The organism is Streptomyces marokkonensis (assembly GCF_008312835.1).
Classification (GTDB): Bacteria; Actinomycetota; Actinomycetes; order Streptomycetales; family Streptomycetaceae; genus Streptomyces; species Streptomyces marokkonensis_A.
In genome coordinates, this window is the sequence record NZ_VSKS01000015.1 from 63,379 (window position 1) to 83,030 (window position 19,652).

At 71.4% G+C, this 19,652-nt stretch carries 21 protein-coding genes; 10 read left to right on the forward strand and 11 right to left on the reverse strand.

Annotated features, from left to right (window positions below):
- Positions 1 to 3: 3 nt before the first annotated feature.
- Positions 4 to 981, reverse strand: coding sequence for an amino acid ABC transporter permease (locus F1615_RS24235; RefSeq protein WP_149551186.1), 978 nt, complete (start codon positions 979 to 981; stop codon positions 4 to 6).
- A gap of 2 nt (positions 982 to 983) precedes the next feature.
- On the reverse strand, positions 984 to 1,931 hold the full coding sequence (locus F1615_RS24240) for an ABC transporter substrate-binding protein (RefSeq protein WP_244328824.1): 948 nt from the start codon (positions 1,929 to 1,931) through the stop codon (positions 984 to 986).
- Positions 1,932 to 2,219: 288 nt separating this feature from the next.
- Between F1615_RS24240 and F1615_RS24245 the strand changes: the two genes are divergently transcribed.
- Positions 2,220 to 2,882, forward strand: a complete 663-nt coding sequence (locus F1615_RS24245; RefSeq protein ID WP_149551187.1) for a TetR family transcriptional regulator — start codon at positions 2,220 to 2,222, stop codon at positions 2,880 to 2,882.
- Positions 2,883 to 2,988: 106 nt separating this feature from the next.
- A complete protein-coding gene (locus F1615_RS24250; protein WP_149551188.1) occupies positions 2,989 to 4,155 on the forward strand; it encodes an alkane 1-monooxygenase in 1,167 nt (388 codons plus the stop codon).
- A gap of 281 nt (positions 4,156 to 4,436) precedes the next feature.
- Here the strand turns inward: F1615_RS24250 and F1615_RS24255 are convergent, their stop codons facing one another.
- The 3 genes from F1615_RS24255 to F1615_RS24265 all read right to left on the reverse strand — a co-directional run bounded on the left by F1615_RS24255 (position 4,437) and on the right by F1615_RS24265 (position 8,119).
- Positions 4,437 to 5,558 carry a PP2C family protein-serine/threonine phosphatase gene (locus tag F1615_RS24255; protein WP_244328825.1) on the reverse strand — a complete coding sequence of 374 codons (1,122 nt, stop codon included), beginning with the start codon at positions 5,556 to 5,558 and terminating at the stop codon, positions 4,437 to 4,439.
- Between the two features lie 498 nt (positions 5,559 to 6,056).
- Complete coding sequence (gene gap / locus F1615_RS24260; RefSeq protein ID WP_149551190.1) at positions 6,057 to 7,055, reverse strand: type I glyceraldehyde-3-phosphate dehydrogenase; 999 nt, start codon at positions 7,053 to 7,055, stop codon at positions 6,057 to 6,059.
- A gap of 107 nt (positions 7,056 to 7,162) precedes the next feature.
- On the reverse strand, positions 7,163 to 8,119 hold the full coding sequence (locus F1615_RS24265) for a GlxA family transcriptional regulator (protein ID WP_149551191.1): 957 nt from the start codon (positions 8,117 to 8,119) through the stop codon (positions 7,163 to 7,165).
- A 256-nt stretch (positions 8,120 to 8,375) separates the two neighbouring features.
- Between F1615_RS24265 and F1615_RS24270 the strand changes: the two genes are divergently transcribed.
- From F1615_RS24270 to F1615_RS24280, 3 genes are read left to right on the forward strand one after another with little or no spacing between them, the layout of a single operon-like run.
- Positions 8,376 to 8,687 (forward strand): FeoA family protein, encoded by a 312-nt coding sequence (locus F1615_RS24270; protein WP_149551192.1) that lies wholly within the window; start codon positions 8,376 to 8,378, stop codon positions 8,685 to 8,687.
- Positions 8,684 to 10,636 (forward strand): ferrous iron transporter B, encoded by a 1,953-nt coding sequence (gene feoB, locus F1615_RS24275; RefSeq protein WP_149551193.1) that lies wholly within the window; start codon positions 8,684 to 8,686, stop codon positions 10,634 to 10,636. The genes F1615_RS24270 and feoB overlap by 4 nt, the downstream gene beginning before the upstream one ends.
- A gap of 9 nt (positions 10,637 to 10,645) precedes the next feature.
- On the forward strand, positions 10,646 to 11,209 hold the full coding sequence (locus F1615_RS24280) for a NifU family protein (RefSeq protein WP_149551194.1): 564 nt from the start codon (positions 10,646 to 10,648) through the stop codon (positions 11,207 to 11,209).
- A gap of 25 nt (positions 11,210 to 11,234) precedes the next feature.
- Here F1615_RS24280 and F1615_RS24285 read toward each other — a convergent pair whose 3' ends face one another.
- The gene (locus F1615_RS24285; protein WP_341873459.1) at positions 11,235 to 11,534 is read right to left on the reverse strand and encodes a hypothetical protein; all 300 of its coding nucleotides are present in this window, start codon (positions 11,532 to 11,534) and stop codon (positions 11,235 to 11,237) included.
- On the opposite strand from F1615_RS24285, the gene F1615_RS36890 reads away from it, so the two are divergent.
- Positions 11,535 to 11,672 carry an SDR family oxidoreductase gene (locus F1615_RS36890; RefSeq protein WP_425385655.1) on the forward strand — a complete coding sequence of 46 codons (138 nt, stop codon included), beginning with the start codon at positions 11,535 to 11,537 and terminating at the stop codon, positions 11,670 to 11,672.
- Between the two features lie 99 nt (positions 11,673 to 11,771).
- Here F1615_RS36890 and F1615_RS24295 read toward each other — a convergent pair whose 3' ends face one another.
- A complete protein-coding gene (locus F1615_RS24295; protein ID WP_149551195.1) occupies positions 11,772 to 12,380 on the reverse strand; it encodes a helix-turn-helix domain-containing protein in 609 nt (202 codons plus the stop codon).
- Between the two features lie 119 nt (positions 12,381 to 12,499).
- Entirely contained in the window at positions 12,500 to 13,450 is a 951-nt protein-coding gene (locus tag F1615_RS24300) for a hypothetical protein (protein ID WP_244328826.1), read from the reverse strand.
- Positions 13,451 to 13,589: 139 nt separating this feature from the next.
- Between F1615_RS24300 and F1615_RS24305 the strand changes: the two genes are divergently transcribed.
- Positions 13,590 to 14,588, forward strand: a complete 999-nt coding sequence (locus tag F1615_RS24305; protein WP_167533842.1) for an ArsR/SmtB family transcription factor — start codon at positions 13,590 to 13,592, stop codon at positions 14,586 to 14,588.
- A 7-nt stretch (positions 14,589 to 14,595) separates the two neighbouring features.
- Here the strand turns inward: F1615_RS24305 and F1615_RS37125 are convergent, their stop codons facing one another.
- Positions 14,596 to 14,859, reverse strand: a complete 264-nt coding sequence (locus F1615_RS37125; protein ID WP_425385656.1) for an acyl-CoA carboxylase epsilon subunit — start codon at positions 14,857 to 14,859, stop codon at positions 14,596 to 14,598.
- Positions 14,860 to 15,066: 207 nt separating this feature from the next.
- On the opposite strand from F1615_RS37125, the gene F1615_RS24315 reads away from it, so the two are divergent.
- The 3 genes from F1615_RS24315 to F1615_RS24325 are packed head-to-tail and all read left to right on the forward strand — an operon-like array spanning position 15,067 to position 17,644.
- Positions 15,067 to 15,768, forward strand: a complete 702-nt coding sequence (locus F1615_RS24315; protein ID WP_149551199.1) for a YczE/YyaS/YitT family protein — start codon at positions 15,067 to 15,069, stop codon at positions 15,766 to 15,768.
- Between the two features lie 17 nt (positions 15,769 to 15,785).
- Complete coding sequence (locus tag F1615_RS24320) at positions 15,786 to 16,841, forward strand: ketoacyl-ACP synthase III family protein (protein WP_149551200.1); 1,056 nt, start codon at positions 15,786 to 15,788, stop codon at positions 16,839 to 16,841.
- Positions 16,838 to 17,644 carry a thioesterase II family protein gene (locus tag F1615_RS24325; protein ID WP_149551201.1) on the forward strand — a complete coding sequence of 269 codons (807 nt, stop codon included), beginning with the start codon at positions 16,838 to 16,840 and terminating at the stop codon, positions 17,642 to 17,644. The genes F1615_RS24320 and F1615_RS24325 overlap by 4 nt, the downstream gene beginning before the upstream one ends.
- 12 nt (positions 17,645 to 17,656) lie before the next feature.
- Here the strand turns inward: F1615_RS24325 and F1615_RS24330 are convergent, their stop codons facing one another.
- Positions 17,657 to 18,469, reverse strand: coding sequence for a class I SAM-dependent methyltransferase (locus F1615_RS24330; protein WP_149551202.1), 813 nt, complete (start codon positions 18,467 to 18,469; stop codon positions 17,657 to 17,659).
- 75 nt (positions 18,470 to 18,544) lie between these two features.
- On the reverse strand, positions 18,545 to 19,651 hold the full coding sequence (locus tag F1615_RS24335) for a MupA/Atu3671 family FMN-dependent luciferase-like monooxygenase (protein WP_149551203.1): 1,107 nt from the start codon (positions 19,649 to 19,651) through the stop codon (positions 18,545 to 18,547).
- Between the last annotated feature and the right edge of the window lies 1 nt (position 19,652).

Below are 19,652 nucleotides of genomic sequence, written 5' to 3' on the forward strand. Positions count from 1 at the left end.
CGCTCACCGGCCCGCCTCCTTGTTCGTGACGCGGTTTCCCACGCGCGTGGTCCGGGCGACTCCGCCGAGCAGGCGTCGCAGGGGGGAGACGTGCTGGACGCGGGCGGTGCCGCGGCCGTAGCGGCGCTCCAGCCAGGCCTGCGGGATGCCGAGCAGGGTCACCAGGGCGAGGTACCACAGGCTCGCGACGACGAGCATGGGGATGACCTGGTAGTTCTGGGCGTACACGTCCTGGATGTTGGACATCAGGTCGTGGGCGGAGATGACCGAGACCAGGGCGGTCATCTTCAGCATGTTGATGGTCTCGTTGCCCATCGGGGGGATGATGACGCGCATCGCCTGGGGCAGCACGATCCGGCGCATGGTGAGGGCGGGACGCATGCCCAGCGAGTGCGCGGCCTCGGTCTGTCCCGTGTCGACGGACTGGATGCCGGCGCGCACGATCTCGGAGGCGTAGGCGGCCTCGTTGAGCCCGAGGGCGAGCAGTGCCGCGACGGCCGGGGTCAGCAGGGAGTTCGTCTCGGCCCGGAAGAAGGTGATGTCGGTGAAGGGGACTCCGATCATCACGTACTTGTAGAGGGCGGCCGCGTACCCCCAGAAGATGATCTGCACGAGCAGCGGAGTGCCGCGGAAGATCCACACGAAGAAGGTGGCGAGCCCGTGGAGGACGGGGCTGGAGGACAGCCGCATGACCGCGATCAGCGTGCCCAGGGCGAGTCCGAGGACCATGGCGGCGGCGGTCAGCCACAAGGTGGTGAACAGGCCGTCGAAGATGAGGTCGGCGAAGAGGTATTCGCCGACGATGTCCCAGCGCAGGTTGTCGTTCCTGGCCAGCGAACCGAGCAGCCCGGCCAGGGCGGCCAGGGCCGCCGCGGCGGCCACCCAGCGGCCGTAGTTGCGCACCGGCACGACGACGATGTCCTCCGCCGCGAGCCCGCGGGCGGGCGCGGCGGTGTCCCGGGGTGTCTTCAGCTCGGCCATGGTCAGTCGACCGCCGCGTTCCTGGTGGCTTCCTTCACGGCGATGGAGGCGACGCCGTACTTCTCGAAGATCTTGGTCGCGGTGCCGTCGTCGATCAGGGCCTGGAGGGCCTTCTGGATCGCGTCGGTCAGTTCCGGCAGGTCCTTGCTGACGGCGATGCCGTTGGGCGAGGCGCGGTAACCGCCGGGTGCGGCGGGGTCCTCGACGAGGTCGAAGGTCTTGCCGTCGTCGGCGGTCCTGGCGGTCCACCCCGCGGCCGGCTTGGTCAGCACCTGGGCGACGACCTTGCCGGAGCGCAGGGCGAGCTGGGCGTCGGAGTCCTTGGGGAAGGTCTGGATGTCGATCCGGCCGCCGCCGGCCTTCGCACACTCGGCCTGGTGGCTCTTGAGCAGCTCGAGCTGGTTGGTGGCGGTCTGCACGGCCACCTTGTTCCCGCACAGGTCGTCCAGGGTGGTGATCTTCCCGGGGTTGCCCTCGGCGACGAGGATGCCGGAGCCGGACTGCGAGTAGTCGACGAAGTCGACGACCTTCTGCCGTTCCTTGTTGTCGGTGATGGCCGACATCGCCGCGTGGAACTTGCCGGCCTGGATGGCCGGGACGATCCCGTCGAACTTCTGCGGGGTGAAGGTGAACCGCACGCCCAGCTTGGCGCCCAGGGCCTGGCCGAGGTCGTAGTCGAGGCCCGTCAGTTCGCTCTCGCCTTCCTTGACGTACATCTCGAAGGGCGGGTACGGCACGTCGGTGGCGACCTTGACGGTGCCGGCGTCCTTGATCTCCTCGGGCAGCGTGTCGTGCAGCGCGGGATCCTTCTCGATCGTGACGCCGGCGACGGTGACGCCGCCATTGGCCGCCGGTGCGGAGTCGTCGCCACTGGAGCAGGCGGTGAGCGCGGTAAGGGCGGTGGTCACTACGGTGGCGGCCGCCAGGCGGCGGACCGTGCGAGCGTTCATGGCGGATCGGACCTCTCGGGAGCCTTGGCCGGCGGAGGTGCCGCCGACCGCGCTCCGGAAATTACAGAACGCTCATCTTCCTGGCTAGATGTATCGCACGTTACGTTCAGGTAACGCGGCGATCGGCGCCCCGTTCACCTCGATCTCCGCCGTTTCACATGGGCTTTCCTGAGGATCGTCGGGTCCTGTCGAAAGAATCTGGCGATACATATTCCCGATGGAGCACCCAGGCTGTACCGTCCGCTAGCACATCTGACCCACCCCCCGACGGACCCAAGGAGAGACATCGTGGAGGACACGCCGTTCGCCGAGGCTTCGGACCGTCCCGGAGTCGCGCTGCCGCCCCGCGAGGCATGGCGGAGAAAGATGCGCGACGACGTCCTGGACGCGGCACGCGCCATGGCGGCCGAGAAGGGCTGGGACTCCGTGAGCCTGTCGCAGGTGGCATCCCGCGCCGAGGTGTCACGGCCCACGGTGTACAAGGAGTTCGGCAGCCGCGGCGGTCTGAGCCGGGCGCTGGTGCACCGTGAGGCGGAGCGCTTCCTCATCGGCGTGGACCGGGCCCTGCAACAGCCGGCACCGACCGCGTCGGACGCGTTGGCCGCCGCCGTCCTGTACGCCCTGGAGGAGGCCCGGGAGAACGTGCTCGTCGCCTCGGTGGTGAAGGCTGCCCGCGACGGCACGGACTCGCTGCTCCCCTACCTGACGGCACGCTCGGAACCGGTCGTCACGGGGGCACGGCTCCTGGTGCGGTCGTGGTGCCAGGCCCATTACCAGCGGTCCGACACCGTACGGACGGATCAGGCGGCGGACGTCATCGTGCGCCTGACCCTCTCGTACATCGTGCTGCCTCCGGCCGACCACACGCTGCGCGAGTCGGCCGAGCTCATCACCGCGGCGGCCCTGGGGGTGCTGTCCGTGGACACGGGTCCGTCACCCGCCACGGGCTGACGGAACGTCAGAACATTGACAGGGCGTCCCCGATTGTCAGCGGCGGCCGTCGGTGCCACTCTCTGCCGGGTCTCCGCATCCCGAACGCCCGCAAGGAGCACAGCCGATGACCGCACCGTCGACGACGCCTCCCGCGTCCCCCGCGGGCACACCCTGGCGCGACCGCAAGCGCTACGCATGGCTGCTCGGCCTTGCCGTCCCCACGCTGCCCTTCCAGGCCGCGGCGCTGGTCGCCGTCAGCGACTGGCGGGCGCTGTGGTGGTGGGGACCGTTCTTCGCCTTCGTGATCATCCCGCTGCTCGACGCGCTGATCGGCCCGGACCAAGAGAACCCACCCGACGAGGCGATCCCGCTGCTCGAGGAGGACCGCTACTACCGCTGGTGCACGTATCTGTACCTGCCCCTGCAGTACGCCGGACTGCTGTACGCGTGTCTGCTGTGGTCCGACGGCATGAGCGTGCCGGATGCGCTGGGTCTCGCCGCCACGGTGGGTGTCGTCGCCGGTGTCGCCATCAACACGGCCCACGAGCTCGGGCACAAGCGGGAGACGGTGGAACGCCGTCTGGCCCGCCTCGCGCTGGCCCAGTCCGCCTACGGTCACTTCTACGTCGAGCACAACCATGGCCACCACATCCGTGTGGCGACACCCGAGGACCCCGCCAGTTCGCGGCTCGGTGAGAGCCTGTGGGCGTTCCTGCCGCGGACGGTCGCGGGGAGCGTGCGGTCGGCCTGGCGCCTGGAGGCCCGTCGTCTGAACCGCCGCCGGCACCGCGCCTGGTCGCACCGCAACGACGTGCTGACCGCGTGGGCACTGACCGCCCTGATCTTCGCCACGCTCGCCGCCGCCTTCGGGCCGGTGGTCCTGCCCTACCTGCTCGTCCAGGCGGCGTGCGGCGTCCTGCTGCTGGAGACGGTCAACTACCTCGAGCACTACGGTCTGTTGCGCGAACGCCGCCGGGACGGGCGGTACGAGCGGGTCGCCCCGCGCCACAGCTGGAACAGCAACAACACCACCAGCAACATCTTCCTGTACCAACTGCAGCGGCACTCCGACCACCACGCGAACCCGCTGCGCCGCTACCAGACACTGCGCCACTTCGACGAGGCACCCCAGCTGCCCTCCGGCTACGCCTCGATGATCGTGCTGGCGTGGGTGACCCCGCTGTGGCGCCGGGTGATGGACCCGAAGGTGCTGGCGCACTACGGAGGCGACGCGAGCCGGGCCAACCTGCACCACCGGCGTGCGGAGCACCAAGGCGCGCGATCCCGATGACAGAAGGTCTCGGACACCTCACTGCGCGGTCTGACGGCGACCTGTGGCCGGCGTGGTCTAGCCCAGCACAGGAAACGGCCAATTCGTCCCAGGGTGGCCGACAAGTGACCTCGTGCGAGCGATTCGGGGCCGCACAGTCCGTTCGGGTGGCAGGACCGCCCGGGTCTCCGTTGTGATGCAGGACCACGGAACTGTCGAACCGAACTGGACCAGCTATCGGCGGGTGCCGCCGGGGGCGGAATGGCCGCCGCAGCCGCAGCCGCAGCCGCTCAAGGCTCCGGTCAGTCAGGACGAAGAGGTCGTGGGCCGGTGTGCCGGCGGCGCACGGCCAGGGCCGCGATGTCATCGTCGAGCCTTCCGCCCGCGTAGCGGAGCAGATCCGCGTGCAGCCGGTCCAGCAGCTCACGAGGCGGTGCCTGGTTGTGCTGCCGCGCCCAGTCCGCAAGCGGGAAGAACTCGCCGGCTCGGTCGCGGGTCTCCGTCACGCCGTCGGTGTAGAGCAGCATCTGGTCGCCCGGGACGAAGGCGACGGTGTCGACGTAGTAGTGGTCGCCCAGGAGTACCGAGAGGTTGAGGGGGGTCGAGGTGAGGGTGGGCTCGAGAACGTGGATCCGCCCTCCGCGCACGAACACCGGTGGTGGGTGACCGCAGTTGAGGATTCTGACCTGCTGCCTGTCGTGCGGGATCTCGGCGATCAGCACGGTGGCGAAGTGCTCCGTCTGATCATCAGCGGGAACCGCGGCGCTGTAGCGGGAAATGGTGATCTGGAGCCGACGGATGATGGCTTCGAGGTCGGGCTGGTCGTACGCGTTCTCCCGGAAGCAGTTGATCACTGCGGAGGCGGCCCCCACTGCCGACAGGCCCTTGCCGCGCACGTCACCGATGAGCAGCCGGACTCCGTACGGCGTGTCGGCGGCCTCGTAGAAGTCGCCTCCGATCCGGGCCTGCTCCTGCGCCGCCAGATACAGCGACTCGAGCTCGACGTCCTGGACTCGGTGCGGCAGCGGCCGCAGCAGTACCTTCTGAGCCGCGTCGGCGACGAGCCGAACCTGGAAAAGCGTCTCCTCCCGCTGGAGCCGCAGGTGGCTCGCGTACGCGGCCGCCATGGTGACGGCGATGATCGCGGCAGCCGTGTACGGCGTCCCCAGATCGGCGTAGATGAAGCTGAGGCCGATCATGATCAGCAGGCAGGACGCACCCAGCAGGACTGTCGGGAAGACGGGCCACAGTGCGGCGGCGAGGGCGGGTGCCGCGGGCAGCAGGCGGCTGAAGGCGATCTCCCTCGGCGTGGAGAACGCCAGGCCGGCGATGAGGATGGTGACGAGCACCGGTGACAGCAGCACGGCTTCCCGCTGGCCATCGTTCGGACGATGGCGGCGCCGGAGCCGTCCTGAGCTGATCACAAAACGGATCATATCGGGATGATGAGGGCATTGATTTGCGACAGCGCTGGTGCTGGTGTCCGGTGATCCGCTGCTTGTACGGTTGTCCAGCTCGGTCGGACGGCGGTGTGCGGATTGCGGACCGCCGACTCGAAGGTGTCGTGTTCCTCCGGCGGCCGCGGCCCCCGTGCACTCCGCGTCGCGGGCGAATTGCCGCCGGAAGCGGGGTCACTTCGTTCCTGCCGGGCACGTCGCTCCACAAGTCCGGATCCTGGGGGAGAAAGGAGACGTGTCGCCGTCGGGCCGGGTGTTGAGGACCCGGTACGTCCCCCTGATGGCCAGCATGGCGAGCGGGCCTTGGGCGGAAGTGGCCCCGCACACCTGCCACCGCGCGCCCTGCGGAACCGGGCTGCCCTGCTTGTGCGACTGGGCGCTCCGGCCACCCGACGGGTGGCCGGAGCGCTGGAAGGATGTACTGCCGGCGTGTGTCCGGGGGCGAGGCATCACCCCGGCGTCCGGTCAGCCGGTGGCGAGGAACTCGAGCGTGTCGATCACGCGGTTCGAGAAGCCCCACTCGTTGTCGTACCACGCGACCACCTTGACGTGGCGGCCGTCGACGCGGGTGAGGGCCGAGTCGAAGATCGACGAGGCGGGGTTGCCCACGATGTCGGAGGACACGAGCGGGTCGTCCGAGTATTCGAGGATGCCGGCGAGCGGCCCGTCCGCCGCGGCCCGGTACGCCGCCAGCACGTCGTCGCGCGTCACGTCGCGGGCTACGGTGGTGTTGAGTTCGACGATCGAGCCCACCGGCACCGGTACGCGGATCGAGTCGCCCGACAGCTTGCCGTCGAGGTTCGGCAGCACCAGGCCGATCGCCTTCGCGGCGCCGGTCGTGGTCGGCACGATGTTGACGCCGGCGGCCCGGGCGCGACGGGCGTCGCGGTGCGGGCCGTCCTGCAGGTTCTGCTCCTGCGTGTAGGCGTGCACCGTCGTCATGAACCCGTGCTCGATACCGGCGAGCTCGTCGAGGACCGCGGCCAGCGGTGCGAGCGCGTTGGTGGTGCAGGAGGCGTTCGAGACGATCGTGTGCACGGCCGGGTCGTAGGCACCGGTGTTGACCCCGAAGGCGAGCGTGACGTCGGCGCCGTCCGACGGCGCGCTGACGAGTACCTTCTTCGCGCCCGCGTCGAGGTGGGCCCGGGCGGCCTTGGCCGAGGTGAAGCGGCCGGTGGCTTCCAGGACGATGTCGACGCCGAGTTCGGCCCAGGGCAGCTGCGCCGGTTCGCGCTCGGCCAGCACCGTGATCCGACGGCCGCCGACGACGAGGACGTCCCCGTCGACGGTCACCGGGCGCCCCAGTCGGCCGGCCGTGCTGTCGAAGGCGAGCAACCGGGCGAGAGCGGCGGGCTCCGTCAGGTCGTTGACGGCGACGACCTCGAGGGCGCTGTCGCGCTCCAGCAGGGCGCGCAGCACATTGCGTCCGATGCGGCCGAATCCGTTGATGGCGATGCGAGTCATGAGTGATGTCCCTTCCCTTCCCCACCAGGCTCGCTCGCAGCCCACGCCGCTGACAGTGGCGTGATCGCCACGGTTCACAAGGATCCCGCCACGCCGTGCCGGGCGAGCTATTCGCCCCGGGTGAAGGTGCGCCGGTACTCGCTCGGTGTGGTGCCGAGGATGCGCTGGAAGTGCAGGCGCAGGTTCGCGCCGGTGCCGAGGCCGACATCGGCGGCGATCTGTTCGACGCCGCGCTGCGAGCGTTCGAGCAGTTCGCGGGCCAGGTCGACGCGGGCACGCATCACCCACTGCATCGGTGTGCAGCCGGTCTCCTCGACGAAGCGGCGGGAGAACGTGCGCGGCGAGACCCCAGCCTGCCGCGCCAGTATGTCGAGGGTGAGGGGCTCTCCGAGCCGGTGCAGCGCCCACTCGCGGGTGGCGGCGAACCGCTCGCCGAGCGGCTCGGGGACGCTGCGCGGCACGTACTGGGCCTGGCCGCCGCTGCGGTAGGGAGCCGCGACCAGACGCCGGGCCGCGTGGTTGGAAGCGGCCACGCCGAGGTCGCCGCGCAGGATGTGCAGGCACAGGTCGATGCCGGAGGCGGCGCCGGCCGAGGTGAGCACGCTGCCCTCGTCGACGAACAGCACGTTCTCGTCGACCCGGACGAGCGGATGCCTGGCCGCGAGTGCCCGCGTGTAGTGCCAGTGCGTCGTGGCGCGCCTACCGTCGAGCAGGCCCGTGGCGGCGAGCGCGAAGGCGCCCGTCGAGATGGCGGCGAGCCGCGCGCCCCGGTCGTGGGCGTCGATCAGCGCCTCGACGACGGCCTGCGGCGGGTCGTCGCGGTCCGGGAACCGGTAGCCGGGGACGAAGACGAGGTCGGCCCACGCGAGCGCGTCGAGGCCGTGGGCGACGTAGTACGCGAGGCCGTCGCCGCCGGTCACGAGACCGGGTGTCGCTCCGCACACCCGCACCTCGTACGGCATGCTCGCACGGGTCGTGAAGACCTGTGCGGGAATGCCGACGTCGAGCGGCTTCGCACCCTCGATCACGAGGATGGCGACGCGATGCGGGCGGGTGGCTGGCACAGGAAGAGGTTACGTGGGGCGTGGCGCCGATACGTCCGCTGCACGGGCCGGGCAGGCGGGACGCCGGTCCGGCTCCCTGAGGGGCCCCACCGCCCCCTGGGCCGGTCCAGGGGTCAGAGGTCCCGGGGCCCGGGCCGTGTGGCCTGTTCTTGCGGGCCCTTTTCCCGCCGTCGGCCGGACGCAAGAAGGCTAGCCTCACCTTACTGACGACTCGGTGGCCGGGATTCCCGCCCGGCAGGGAGCAGCGGAGACGTGGATGAGCGTGAGCGTGGGCGGTGAGAGGGCCGTACCGGCGGAACGTCGGGGGACGGAGGTGTCGGGTGGCGCGGTGCGCGCCCTGGCCGATCTCGCGCCCGGCGCCCGGGCCACGGTGGTCGAGGTCGTCGCGGACGCGGCGCCGGACACGGCCCGCCGACTGGGCGCGCTCGGCTTCACGCCCGGAACGGTGGTGGAGGTCGTACGCCGTGCGCCGCTGCGCGACCCGGCCGTCTACCGGGTCAAGGACTACGAGGTGTGCCTGCGCAGGGCCCAGGCCGCGTGCGTGCACACAACGGAGGTGGACCAGTGACAGCGGGCTGCCACGAGCCCGGTGACACAGGCGCGGTCACGACCGGGGAGGCGCGCATCGCCCTGGTCGGCAGCCCGAACGCGGGCAAGACCAGCGTCTTCAACGCCCTGACGGGCCTGCACGCCAGGACCGGCAACTACCCCGGCGTCACCGTGTCCCGTTACGTGGGCACCTGCCGGGCCGGCGGCCGCGGTCATGTGATCGAGGACCTGCCCGGCACGTACAGCCTGGAGCCGATCAGCCCGGACGAGCAGGTCACCGTCGATGCCCTGGACGGCCGGCTGGACGCCGCACCGCGGCCGGACGCGCTGCTCCTCGTCGTGGACGCCACCACTCTGCGCAGGTCGCTGACGCTGGTCGCGCAGGTCCTCTCGCGCTCCCTGCCGACCTGCGTCGTCGTCACCTTCACCGACGAACTCGCCCTGCGCCGGGGCCACCTGGACCTCGACGCGCTCTCCCGGGCGCTGGGCGTCCCGGTGCTCCCCGTCGTCGGTCACCGTGGCCTGGGCACCGGGCAGCTGCGTGAGGAGATCTCCGCATGGCGGTCCTGGCCGGTCCCCGTCCTGGCACCGCCCACCGACCCGGCCGAACTGGACGCCTGGGCGGAGTCGGTTCTCGCCTTCGCCGAGTACCGCCCCGCCGAGCGTCACAGGGCCACCCAGCGCCTCGACTCCGTGCTGCTGCACCCCGTGTGGGGGTCGGTCGTCTTCTTCGCGGTCATGATGGCCTTCTTCCAGACCGTGTTCACGCTGGCGGCACCACTCCAGGGTCATGTGGAGTCGCTGTTCGGCCGGCTGTCCGCCCTCGTCGACGACCACGTCACCAACCGGTGGCTGTCCGGACTTCTCGGTGACGCCATCATCGGCGGGGTCGGCGGCGTCCTCGTCTTCGTCCCGCAGATCATGCTGCTGTTCCTGCTCCTCGCCCTGCTGGAAGGCGTCGGCTACTTGTCACGGGCGGCGTTCCTGATGGACCGCGTGATGGCGCGCGCCGGGCTGGAGGGGCGGGCCTTCGTGGCCCTTCTGTCGTCGTTCGCCTGCGCGATCCCCGGCATCATGGCCACCCGCACCCTGCCCTCGGCCAAGGACCGGCTCGCCACCATGATGGCCGCCCCGCTGATGACCTGCTCCGCCCGGCTGCCGGTCTACGTGCTGCTGATCGGGCTGCTCGTCGAACCGTCCGCCACGGTCGGCCCGTTCGGCGCCCAAGGACTGGTCATGTTCGGCCTGTACCTGCTCGGTGCCGTCTCGGCGATGACCGCCGCCTGGGTGATGAAGAAGGTCACCGACCGGGGCGGCACGCCCATGCCGTTCTTCATGGAGATGCCGCCCTACCGGCTGCCCGCGCCGCGTCACGTGCTCCTGGCGATGTGGTCCTCCGCCCGGGCCTTCCTGCGCAAGTGCTCGACCGTCATCGTCGCCACCTCCATCGCGCTGTGGCTGGCGCTGAACCTGCCGCTGCACTCCCCCGCCCAGATGCGGGCGGCCGGCGTCGACACCGCCGACTCCGTGGCCGTGTCCGCCTACACCATCGATCACAGCTACGCGGCCGGCTTCGGCCGGCTGGTCTCCCCCGTGTTCGACCCGCTGGGCTTCGACTGGCGCGTCAACGTGGGTGTCCTGTCGGCCCAGTCGGCCCGGGAGACCTTCGTCGCCACCCTCGGACAGGTCGCCGCCGCCGAGAACCCCGAGGATCCGGCCGCCGCGCTGCAGACCATGACCCACCAGGACGGACCGCAGGCGGGCCGTCAGGTGTTCACCGCGCCCACGATCGCGGCACTGCTGGTCTGGTTCGCCTACGCGTTGCAGTGCATGGCCACCGTCGCGGTCATCCGGCGGGAGACCGGTACCTGGAAGTGGCCGGCGGTCGCCTTCACCTGCCTGACCGTCACGGCCTGGCTCATGGCGTATCTCGCCCATACGATCACCGCGGCTCTGACGGGTGGGTGAGCAGCACCCATGATTCCCCTGCATCCCCAGCCCGTCGCCGGCCACCCGGACCGGCTGCGCTGGATCGTCCCCGCCGGGGTCCTCACCTGGACGGGAGCACCGGCCTCGGTGCCGGCGCCGCTGGCGGCGCTGCTCGCGGACGGCACCCTCGCCCACATCGCCGTCGAACCCGCGGTCGTCGTCATGCGGCTCGGCGAGGGCCACTCCTGGCGGGCGGACGGATCCCGGGTGCGCACCGCGCTGCACAAGGCGCTGGAGGATCCAGCGGGTTGGAGCCCCGCCGCCGATGCCGGCGGCGGCCGGTCCCGCGACGACACGTCGCTCCACACCGCCGCACGGAACCTCATCGCCGGGCCCGTGGGCGAACGCGCCCGCGCGCACGGCGGCGCGATCGAACTGGTCGGCGTGCACGACGGCGTCGTCACCGTGCGACTCGGCGGCGCCTGCCACGGCTGTCCGGCCGCCTGGCTCACCCTTCACCAGTGGCTGGAGCGCCTGCTGCGCCGGCAGTGCCCCCAGCTCGTCGAGGTCCGGCAGGCCGGACCGGGCCGCCCACGCTTCACCGGACGGTGAAGGGCCGCGCGACCGCGTCACCGGCTCAGGTGAGCGGCCAGGGGCGCAGGGCGGCGTCGGCCATCTCCTGGAGCTCGTCGCGGGCGACACCGCTCGCGGCCTGCACGGCGATGCCGAATGCCAAGGTGGTGACGTAGCGCGCCAGCAGCCTCGGGTCGGCATCCGAAGGCAGATCGCCGTCGGCGACGGCCCGCTCGAACCTCTCCCGGAGGCGGGAGCACCCGTCGTTGCGCCAGGCGGCGAGCAGGTCGCGGACCCCTCGCCCGGGCTCGCTGGTGGCCAGAGCGCCCCCGACCCGGAGAAGGCCGCCGGTCTCAGGCAGCACCTGGCGTCGCAGGTGCCGCTGGGCCGGCTCGGGCGCCCGGACGAGATCGCCGCCGCCGTGGCCTTCCTCGCGTCCGAACAGAGCAGCTTCATCACCGGTACGAGCCTGTACGCCGACGGAGGCCTCAACCAGATCTAGGGGCCCCTGGGCCGACGCCTCGAGCGGGACGCGGGCACCCCGGCCGGCCCGGGGCACCCGGGGGCACACGGTACGACCGTGGGCCGACAGGCGAGCGGTTCACCGTCGGCTCGCCGATCGCGGCGGCCGGTGGGGGTCGGTGCGCACGTGCGCGCGCACCCCTTGGAGGCCGAAGAGGATGAGAAGCTCCACCACACCGCCGGAAGCGCTGCCCAGCCAGTGCGGCACGGACGTGTCGAACTCGGCCACCTCGCCGGGGGACAGTGTCAGGTCGCGTTCGCCGAGTACGAGGCGCAGACGGCCGTTGAGCACGTACAGCCATTCGAAGCCTTCGTGGGTCTGCGGGGTCGGCTCGGGTGCCTGCGGCCGGGCAGGGATGATCATCTTGAAGGCGTGCACGCCGCCCGGTCTGCGGGACAGCGGCACGAAGGTCATGCCGTACCGGCTGATCGGCTTGAGGTGGATCCGGGGGTCGCCGGTGCGCGGGGCGCCGACCAGGTCGTCCAGCGGGACGTCGTACGTGCGCGCCAGGGGCAGCAGCAGCTCCAGCGTCGCCCGGCGCTGCCCGCTCTCCAGCCGGGAGAGGGTGCTCTCCGACACGCCGGTCGTCGCCGAGAGGTCGGCGAGTGTGATGCCGCGCTCACGGCGCAGTGCGCGCAATCGCGCCCCCACCGCGCCCAGCACCTCGTCGTCCGTCCTGTGGTCCATCGGTCCATGTTGCCCTGGTCGCAAGAATTCCGTGCCGGAACCGCCGGGCCCGGTCGCAGGTGACCCCGGCGGGTCCGCTGCCCGGACCCGCCGGGGTCACCCGGTGCCGGCCGCTGCGTTCACCCCGCCTGCGGGCACGTGGGATCGGCGATCGCCGAGACCGTGTAGGGGGGCTCGCCAGGCGGATCGTCGAGCTGGCTGTTGACGACGTACAACCGGCAGCCGTGCCGCGCGAGCGTGGTGGGCAGGTCGAACCGCTCACCGGTGATGCGGTGCCGCACCACTCCCGCGCGCAGGTCCGCGCTCAGCTCCGCGACGTACACCCCGTTCGGGGCGCCGTGGTTGAGCACCGCGTACAGGGTGCGGCCACGCAGCACCATGCCGTCGGCGCCGAACGACTCACCGCCCATCTGCACCTGTTCCACGGCGCGCGTGGCGGTGTCCACACGCCAGAGCGCCTCCGTGCCGTTGGACGCCACCAGCAGCGTCTCGCCCGCACGGTCGGCCACGATCCCGTTGAGGAGCCAGTACTGCGCCGGGAACTGCGGGAAGGCGCTGCGGATGTCGAGCCACGGACGCATCGGGCCGAGCCGGCCGTGCCGGAGCTCGGCCCGGTGGACGACGGGGTTGGCCCAGTCGGTGGCGTACACCGCGTCCTCGGTGATCACCAGGTCGTTGAGATCCGCCGGGCCGAGCGGGCCGTCCTGGGCCGCACGCCGGGCCAGCAGCCGCCCTCTCGCGTCGTGGACCGTGAGGCTCGCGCCGCCGACGGAGTGGACGCGGCCCCGTTGGTCGGTGTGCACACCCAGGGTGCTGGTGCGGTCGTCGATGCCCCGAGCGGGGAACGGACGCAGCCCGGGGTCGCTCACGTGGCCCCGGAACAGGCGGCCCGTACCGTCGGACGACACGTACACCGTGCCGTCCCGCGCCACGGTGATGCCCTCGGGCAGGACGCCGGGTGCCCGCGAGACGACGTAGGTGTCGGGAAGGTCCCGGGCGCCGGCCGTGCCGGTCTGACCGGTCACCGCGAGGAGCACCGAGGCTCCCAGGCAGAGCAAACGTGTCGTCATGTGCATGGATGGACCTCCAGAAGCAGCCGTGAACGCGAGGGTTCGTCGAGCGACTCCCCCAGGCTGGTCCACGTCGTGCGACGACGCCCGGCTTTTCAACCCTGGTCGAAAAGCTCGGTGCTGCCGATAATCGGTGCTCGTGATCCGTCTGCATTTCTCGGCCGCCGACCTGCGCCGCATCGTGCTCGCGCCGCGTCCCGACGCCCTGTTCGAGACGGCGCTCAGCGTGCGTCTGCTGCTGGGCGCGCCGACGGTGCACCACGGGCGCCGTGCCAGAGTGCTGCGGTGGCGGCGTGCGATGAGTGACACACCCGTGAGCCGGGCGGGGATCCTGGCGGACCTGGTCCGTCGAGACGACTACGTCCCCGACTTCCTGCTGCAGCCGAACGCCTCCTGTTTCAGCGACGCGGTCGAGTCGGCCCATGCCGTCCCCGCCCCGCGACTGCGCCAGGATCTGGTGCAGCTCATCGAGCTGTCAGGGTCCATGGGGCGGCTCAACGGCCAACTCCCCGGCGGTGACAGACGGCTGCGCGAACTCGCGGAGGGAAGTCCCCGCAGCCGCGACGCCCTCGCTCGGGACCTGCGCCTCTACCACGGCTCCTCGATCGCCGAGTTGTGGCCCCACGTCACGACGGCCGCCGCGGCGGATCGCGCGCTGCGCGCGGAGATGCTGTTGCGCGGAGGTGTCGACGCGCTGCTCACCACGCTCGCCCCCTCGTGGCGGTGGCAGCCCCCGACCCTCCACCTGCCCTCGCGCTCCACCTACGACGTGCCGCTGTGCGGACGCGGCCTGCTGCTGGTCCCCTCCTTCTTCGCCGCCAGGCCGTTCGTGGGATACCACCCGGACGAACCGACGGTGCTGGTGTACCCCATGAACGACGGGGCCGACGCCACGAACGTGTCCGCCGACGCCCTCGCTCCCCTGCTCGGTCGCACCAGGGCCGCAGTCCTGGCAGCGCTGCGCACACCGGCCACCACCACGGCCCTGGCCGAACGCACCGGCATCTCGCCGGCCAGTGCCAGCCAGCACGCCACCGTCCTGCGCAACGCCGGACTCGTCCGCACCGAGAGAACCGGCACCGCGGTCCTCCACACCCTGCGCCCTCTCGGGCAGGCCCTGCTCGACGGGAGTCCGTAGGACCGCCTCACACCGGTCCCCGCATCGCACCTGCCGGTGCGGCAGCGTGCCGTGTGTCCGTCGCGCCAACTGGTCGGGCCCGGTAGTACCGCCGGCGTTCCAGGTGACGCCAGGCCGCGCGCGGGGTGCCGGAGAGGGGCCGGGTGGGACCACCGGGCTGTGCACCCGCCTGGCGGCGCAGGTGTGCCGGGGCGATGAGGAGGGCGGCGATGTCCGCGCTGGTCGGACGGCCACGCTCCACGCGGACGCAGGGAAGGGCTTCCACGGGCATGGACACGGGCGTCTCCCCTCGTCGAGCCGGGCCTCCTTCGGGAGAGCCGGCCCGTCCGACGCCAGGCCCGTCCCGCGGTCAGGGACCGGGTCCGTACGCGGAACTGGGGTCGATGCTGGGGCGCGTACCGGGGCGTGCGTCCTGCCGGTGGGCAAGGCTGTCTGTCCGCGACGATCTGCCCACTGGTTGCCGGACCCTGGAGTATCCGTGAATGATCCGAGCCGAGCCGGGGCCGCGCGCCCCGGGCCGCGCGGCCGCCTGCTCGCGTACCGGCAGCGGTGTCTCGTCTATCTGACCGGCTGCCTGCTGTTCTCGGGCGGAGCGGCCTGCTTCATCCACGCGGATCTGGGCACCGACCCCCTCGACGTCTTCGCGCTGGGGGTGCTGGAGCACGCTCCGCTCACCATCGGTGTCGTCCAGGCCCTGGTGGCCCTGGTCTGCCTCGCCGTGTGGGCGGCATGGAACCGACGCAGGCCCCCGCTGTCACCGTTCGTCACGTTCTTCCTGTGCGGCAGCCTGATCGACGTCCTGCTGGCCGTCGACGCCGCCGGTCACGTGCCGGTCCCGGCCGCCGCTCTCATGCTCGTCGGCGTCGCGCTGTGCACCTACGGGTCCGCGCTGATCATCATGAGCGGGGTCGGCATCCGGGCCATGGATCTGGTGGCCATCTGCATGACGCATCGCTGGCGCTGGCCGTTCTGGACCGCCAAGGGAAGCCTTGAGCTCGTCCTGCTGGTGTGCGGCTACTTCCTGGGCGGGCCCGTGGGTCTTGGAACCGTCTGCTTCCTGGTGCTGGTCGACACACTGATCCAGCCCTGCATGTACCTGAACGCGCGTCTGTTCTCGCTGCGCAACCACGGACTGGACCGGCCTGCGCCGGTGCCCGCGTGCAGTCCCGACCCCGCCTGAGCGAAAGGCTTTCGACGATGCTCCTGTCCGACCTGTACATCGCCGGCCTCGGTGCCCACATTCCCGAGCGGGTCACCACGAAGGAGGCCGTCGCAGCCGGGTGGTACGACGCGGAGGACGCTCAGGCCCTGGGCTGGACGTCGGTGGCCGTCGCGGGTGACGTGCCCGCACCGGACCTGGCGATCGAGGCGGCGCACCGGGCGCTGGAGGGATCGGACCACACCCGTGCCGACATCGACCTGCTGATACACGTGTCGTGCAACCACCAGGGCCCCGACATGTGGTCGCCGCAGCATTACGTGCTGCGCCACACCGTGGGCGGGACCATCCCCGCCGTGGAGGTCCGCCAGGGCTGCAACGGCTTCCTCGCCGCGATGGAACTCGCGGGCGCTCATCTCGCCGCGGCGACGGACCGTACTGCCGCGCTCATCACCTCGGCCGACAACTGGGGGGACCCCCTGGTCGACCGGTGGCGGGCCACCCCCGGCGGACTGTTCGGTGACGCGGCGACCGCGTGCGTGCTGTCCCGGCGCGGCGGGTTCGCGCGTCTGGTCAACGTCCGCGCGGTGTCGTTGCCGGAGCTGGAAGAGCTCAACCGGGGCGGGGAGCCGCTCTTTCCTCCGGGCTGCACCACGGGCGTCCGGGTCGACCTCCGGGAACGCGCGGCCACCTACAAGGGCACCCAGGACCTCGTGAGCGCCGGGAGCCTGATGGGTGAGACGCAGCGCGCCCTGATCCGGGAAACCCTGGACGAAGCGGGGCTGACCCCGGACGACATCACCCGCGTCGCCCATCAGTTCGTCGGAGACCTCACCGTGCTCCACCGGCTGCTGGAACCGTTCGGCGAGAACGCCGGGGTGTCCAAGGGCGTGTGGGACTTCGGGCGTTCGGTGGGGCACACCGGCGCCAGCGACCAGACCAGCGCCCTGCACCACCTCGTGTCGAGCGGACAGCTGCGGCCCGGTGACCGCGTCATGCTGCTGGGCGCCGGCGCGGGAATCTCCTTCTCCTGCGCCGTGGTGGAGATGCTGGACGTCCCCGGGTGGGCGGCGACGGCGGACGCGACGGCATGACCGTCGTCACCGGTGATGCCCGTACCGCCGGCCCCGCCCGGCCGGTGGACCGGTGGATCCTGCGCATGCGGGACGCCGCCGCCCGGCCCGAGCCGATGCTGCGGCTGGTGTGCGCTCCCTACGCGGGAGGCGGCGCGGCCGTCTATCACGGCTGGGCGGAGCGCCTGCCGGCCGTGATCGAGCCCTGGGCGGTCCGCATGCCCGGCCGTGACGCCCGGCTGCACGAACCACCGCGGACCGACCTGGTGGCGACAGCACGGGAACTGGCCGACGCTCTCGCCCCCGCGCTCACGGAGCCCTACGCGTTCTTCGGTCACAGTCTCGGCGCGTTCCTGGCCTTCGAGACGGTGCGCGCCCTGCGGGAGCGGGGCGTGCGGGAGCCGGTCCTGCTGGCCGTGTCGGCACGCAATCCGCCGCAGCAGCGCACGTATCAGGGGGCCGTCCACCTCCTGCCGGACGACGAGTACATCGAGGTGCTGGACCGGCGGTACGGGGCGATCCCCCCGATGCTGCGCGAGGACGCGCAGATGCGCGCCCTGTACCTGCCCATCCTGCGCGCGGACACGACCATGCTGGAGCGGTATCCCTATGCGCCGGGGCGCCCTCTGGGGTGTCCCGTGCTCGCCTACGGCGGCATCGAGGACGCCGAGACGTCGGCGGCGACGCTGGGCGCCTGGGCGGACGTGACGAGTGCCGGATGCACCACCGCGCTCCTGCCGGGCGGCCACTTCTTCCTGGGGCCTTCCCGGGACCGTCTTCTGGCTCATCTGGCGGACGAGTTGCTGAGGGCGCTGGTGCCGTGAGCACGGTGCCGGTCAGCGCCGGCGTGCCGTGATGAGGACGTAGCCGAGACCGGGAGTATGAAAGATGTCGCCCTCCGGGCCGAGCAAGGCCTCCACCGCCTCCTCGCCGACGATGTCCACCCACTCGGAGCGGTTCCTCCGCATCATCGAGCGCAGTCTGCGCCTCACGGGCTCGGGGACGCGGATGTGCGGGGTGACGTCCGTGAGGTCGAGGACCTCGAAGCCCCCGTCGGCGAGCAGCGGCGCGTAGGCGTCGAGCGGCACGGCCGTGACCAGGGGACGGGGGGCGGACCAGTCACGGCCCGGCTCGTGGAACATGTCGGCGATGGCCAGGCGGGCGCCCGGCCGCAGGACACGCGCGGCCTCGCGCAGGGCCCGTGGCTTGTCCGGGATGTGGATGAGCGACTCGAAGAACCAGCCGGCGTCGAACGAGGCGTCCGGGTAGGGCAGGTACTGGGCGTCGGCCCGCTCGAAGCGGACCCGGTCGGCGAGGCGGACGGCACGGGCACGGACACTGGCGTGCTCGATCTGACGGCGGCTGACGGAGACACCGAGGACCTCGACCGTGTGGCCGCTCGCCAGATGGAACGCCGGCTGCCCGGTGCCGCACCCGATGTCGAGCACGCGCTGACCGGTCCGCGGCGCGAGGCGTTCGACCATGAGTGCCGTCAGATGCTCCGTGGCGGCCTGGAACGTGGAGGTGTCCCGTGCGTCCGTCCAGTAACCGAAGTGCAGGTTGCCGTCGCAGACGTGGGCGGGCAACTCGCTGAGGGAGTCGTACAGTCCCGCGACTGCTTCCGCAGGGGACCGGTGCGGTGAGGTCATCACGTACCTCTTGTCTCACATGTAGGTGTGCGATGCGGCCGGATGACAGGTGTCCCGCGGCACCGCACGGTGCCGTCAGGTCGTGTAGTACCAGCTCATCGGTTCCGCGCCGGACCGGGCGGGGACGGTCGGGGCATCCTGGCGCGGGGCGGGGGCGGCGCAGCGGCGACGCAGGGCGTCGAGGGCCGGCAGCGCCCGCGTCACGGTGTCGAAGGGCAGGCCGAAGTCGATGAGGCAGGCGACCTCGTCGACCCCCGCGGCGCGCAGTCGCTCCACGGTGGCGGCGCACTTGTCCTCGGTGCCCAGCAGGGAGCGGCGGCTGTAGTAGTCCTCGGCCATGAGTTCGGCGAGCCGGTCCTGCTCCGCGGCGTCGGTACCGCGGGACTGCCCGCCGGCCTTGTCGTCGTTGCGCTTCTGGGTCATGAAGGAGGCGAGGTAGCGCTTCACCGGCTCGCGTACCAGTTCCCGGACACGCTGCTCATCGTCACCGACATAGGTGTGCATGCCCACCGTGACCGTGCCGGCCGCCGGATCGTGGCCCGCTCGTTCCCGGGCGGCACGGTACCGGCCGATGTCCTCCTCCAGCTTCTCCCAGCTGGTGAGCAGGGAGAGGACGTTGAGTCCGCGTTCACCCGCCTCCACCCACGTCCCCGGGTTGGAGGTGTGCACCAGCCACATCGGCAGTTCCGGCTGACAGGGACGGGGATAGGTCCGTACGTCCAGCGCCCGCCCGCCCGGGCCGGGAAAGGTACGGGTCTCCCCGCGCCAGAGCGCGGCCACCGTGTCCACATGGTCCAGGGTGTACTGCCGGCGGCCGTCGTAGTGGTCGGGGTAGAACACGAAGTCGCCCTGGTGCCAGCCGGTGGCGAGGCAGACGCCCGTACGGCCCTGCGACAACTGGTCCACGAGGGACCACTCCTCCACGACACGCACGGGGTGGTGGTGGGGCAGCACCACACTGCCGGCGCGGATGTGCAGGTTCTCCGTCGCCACCGCCAGTCCCGCGGACAGGACTGCGGGGTTGGGAAAGCTGCCGCCGAACTCCTGGAAGTGGCGTTCGGGGGTCCAGATGGCGGTGAAGCCGTGGCGGTCGATGAAGCGGGCGACGTCCAGGATGAAGCGGTAGCGGGCGCCGAAGTCGTTGCGGTCGTTGGCGGAGAAGAAGTACACGCTGAAGTCCATC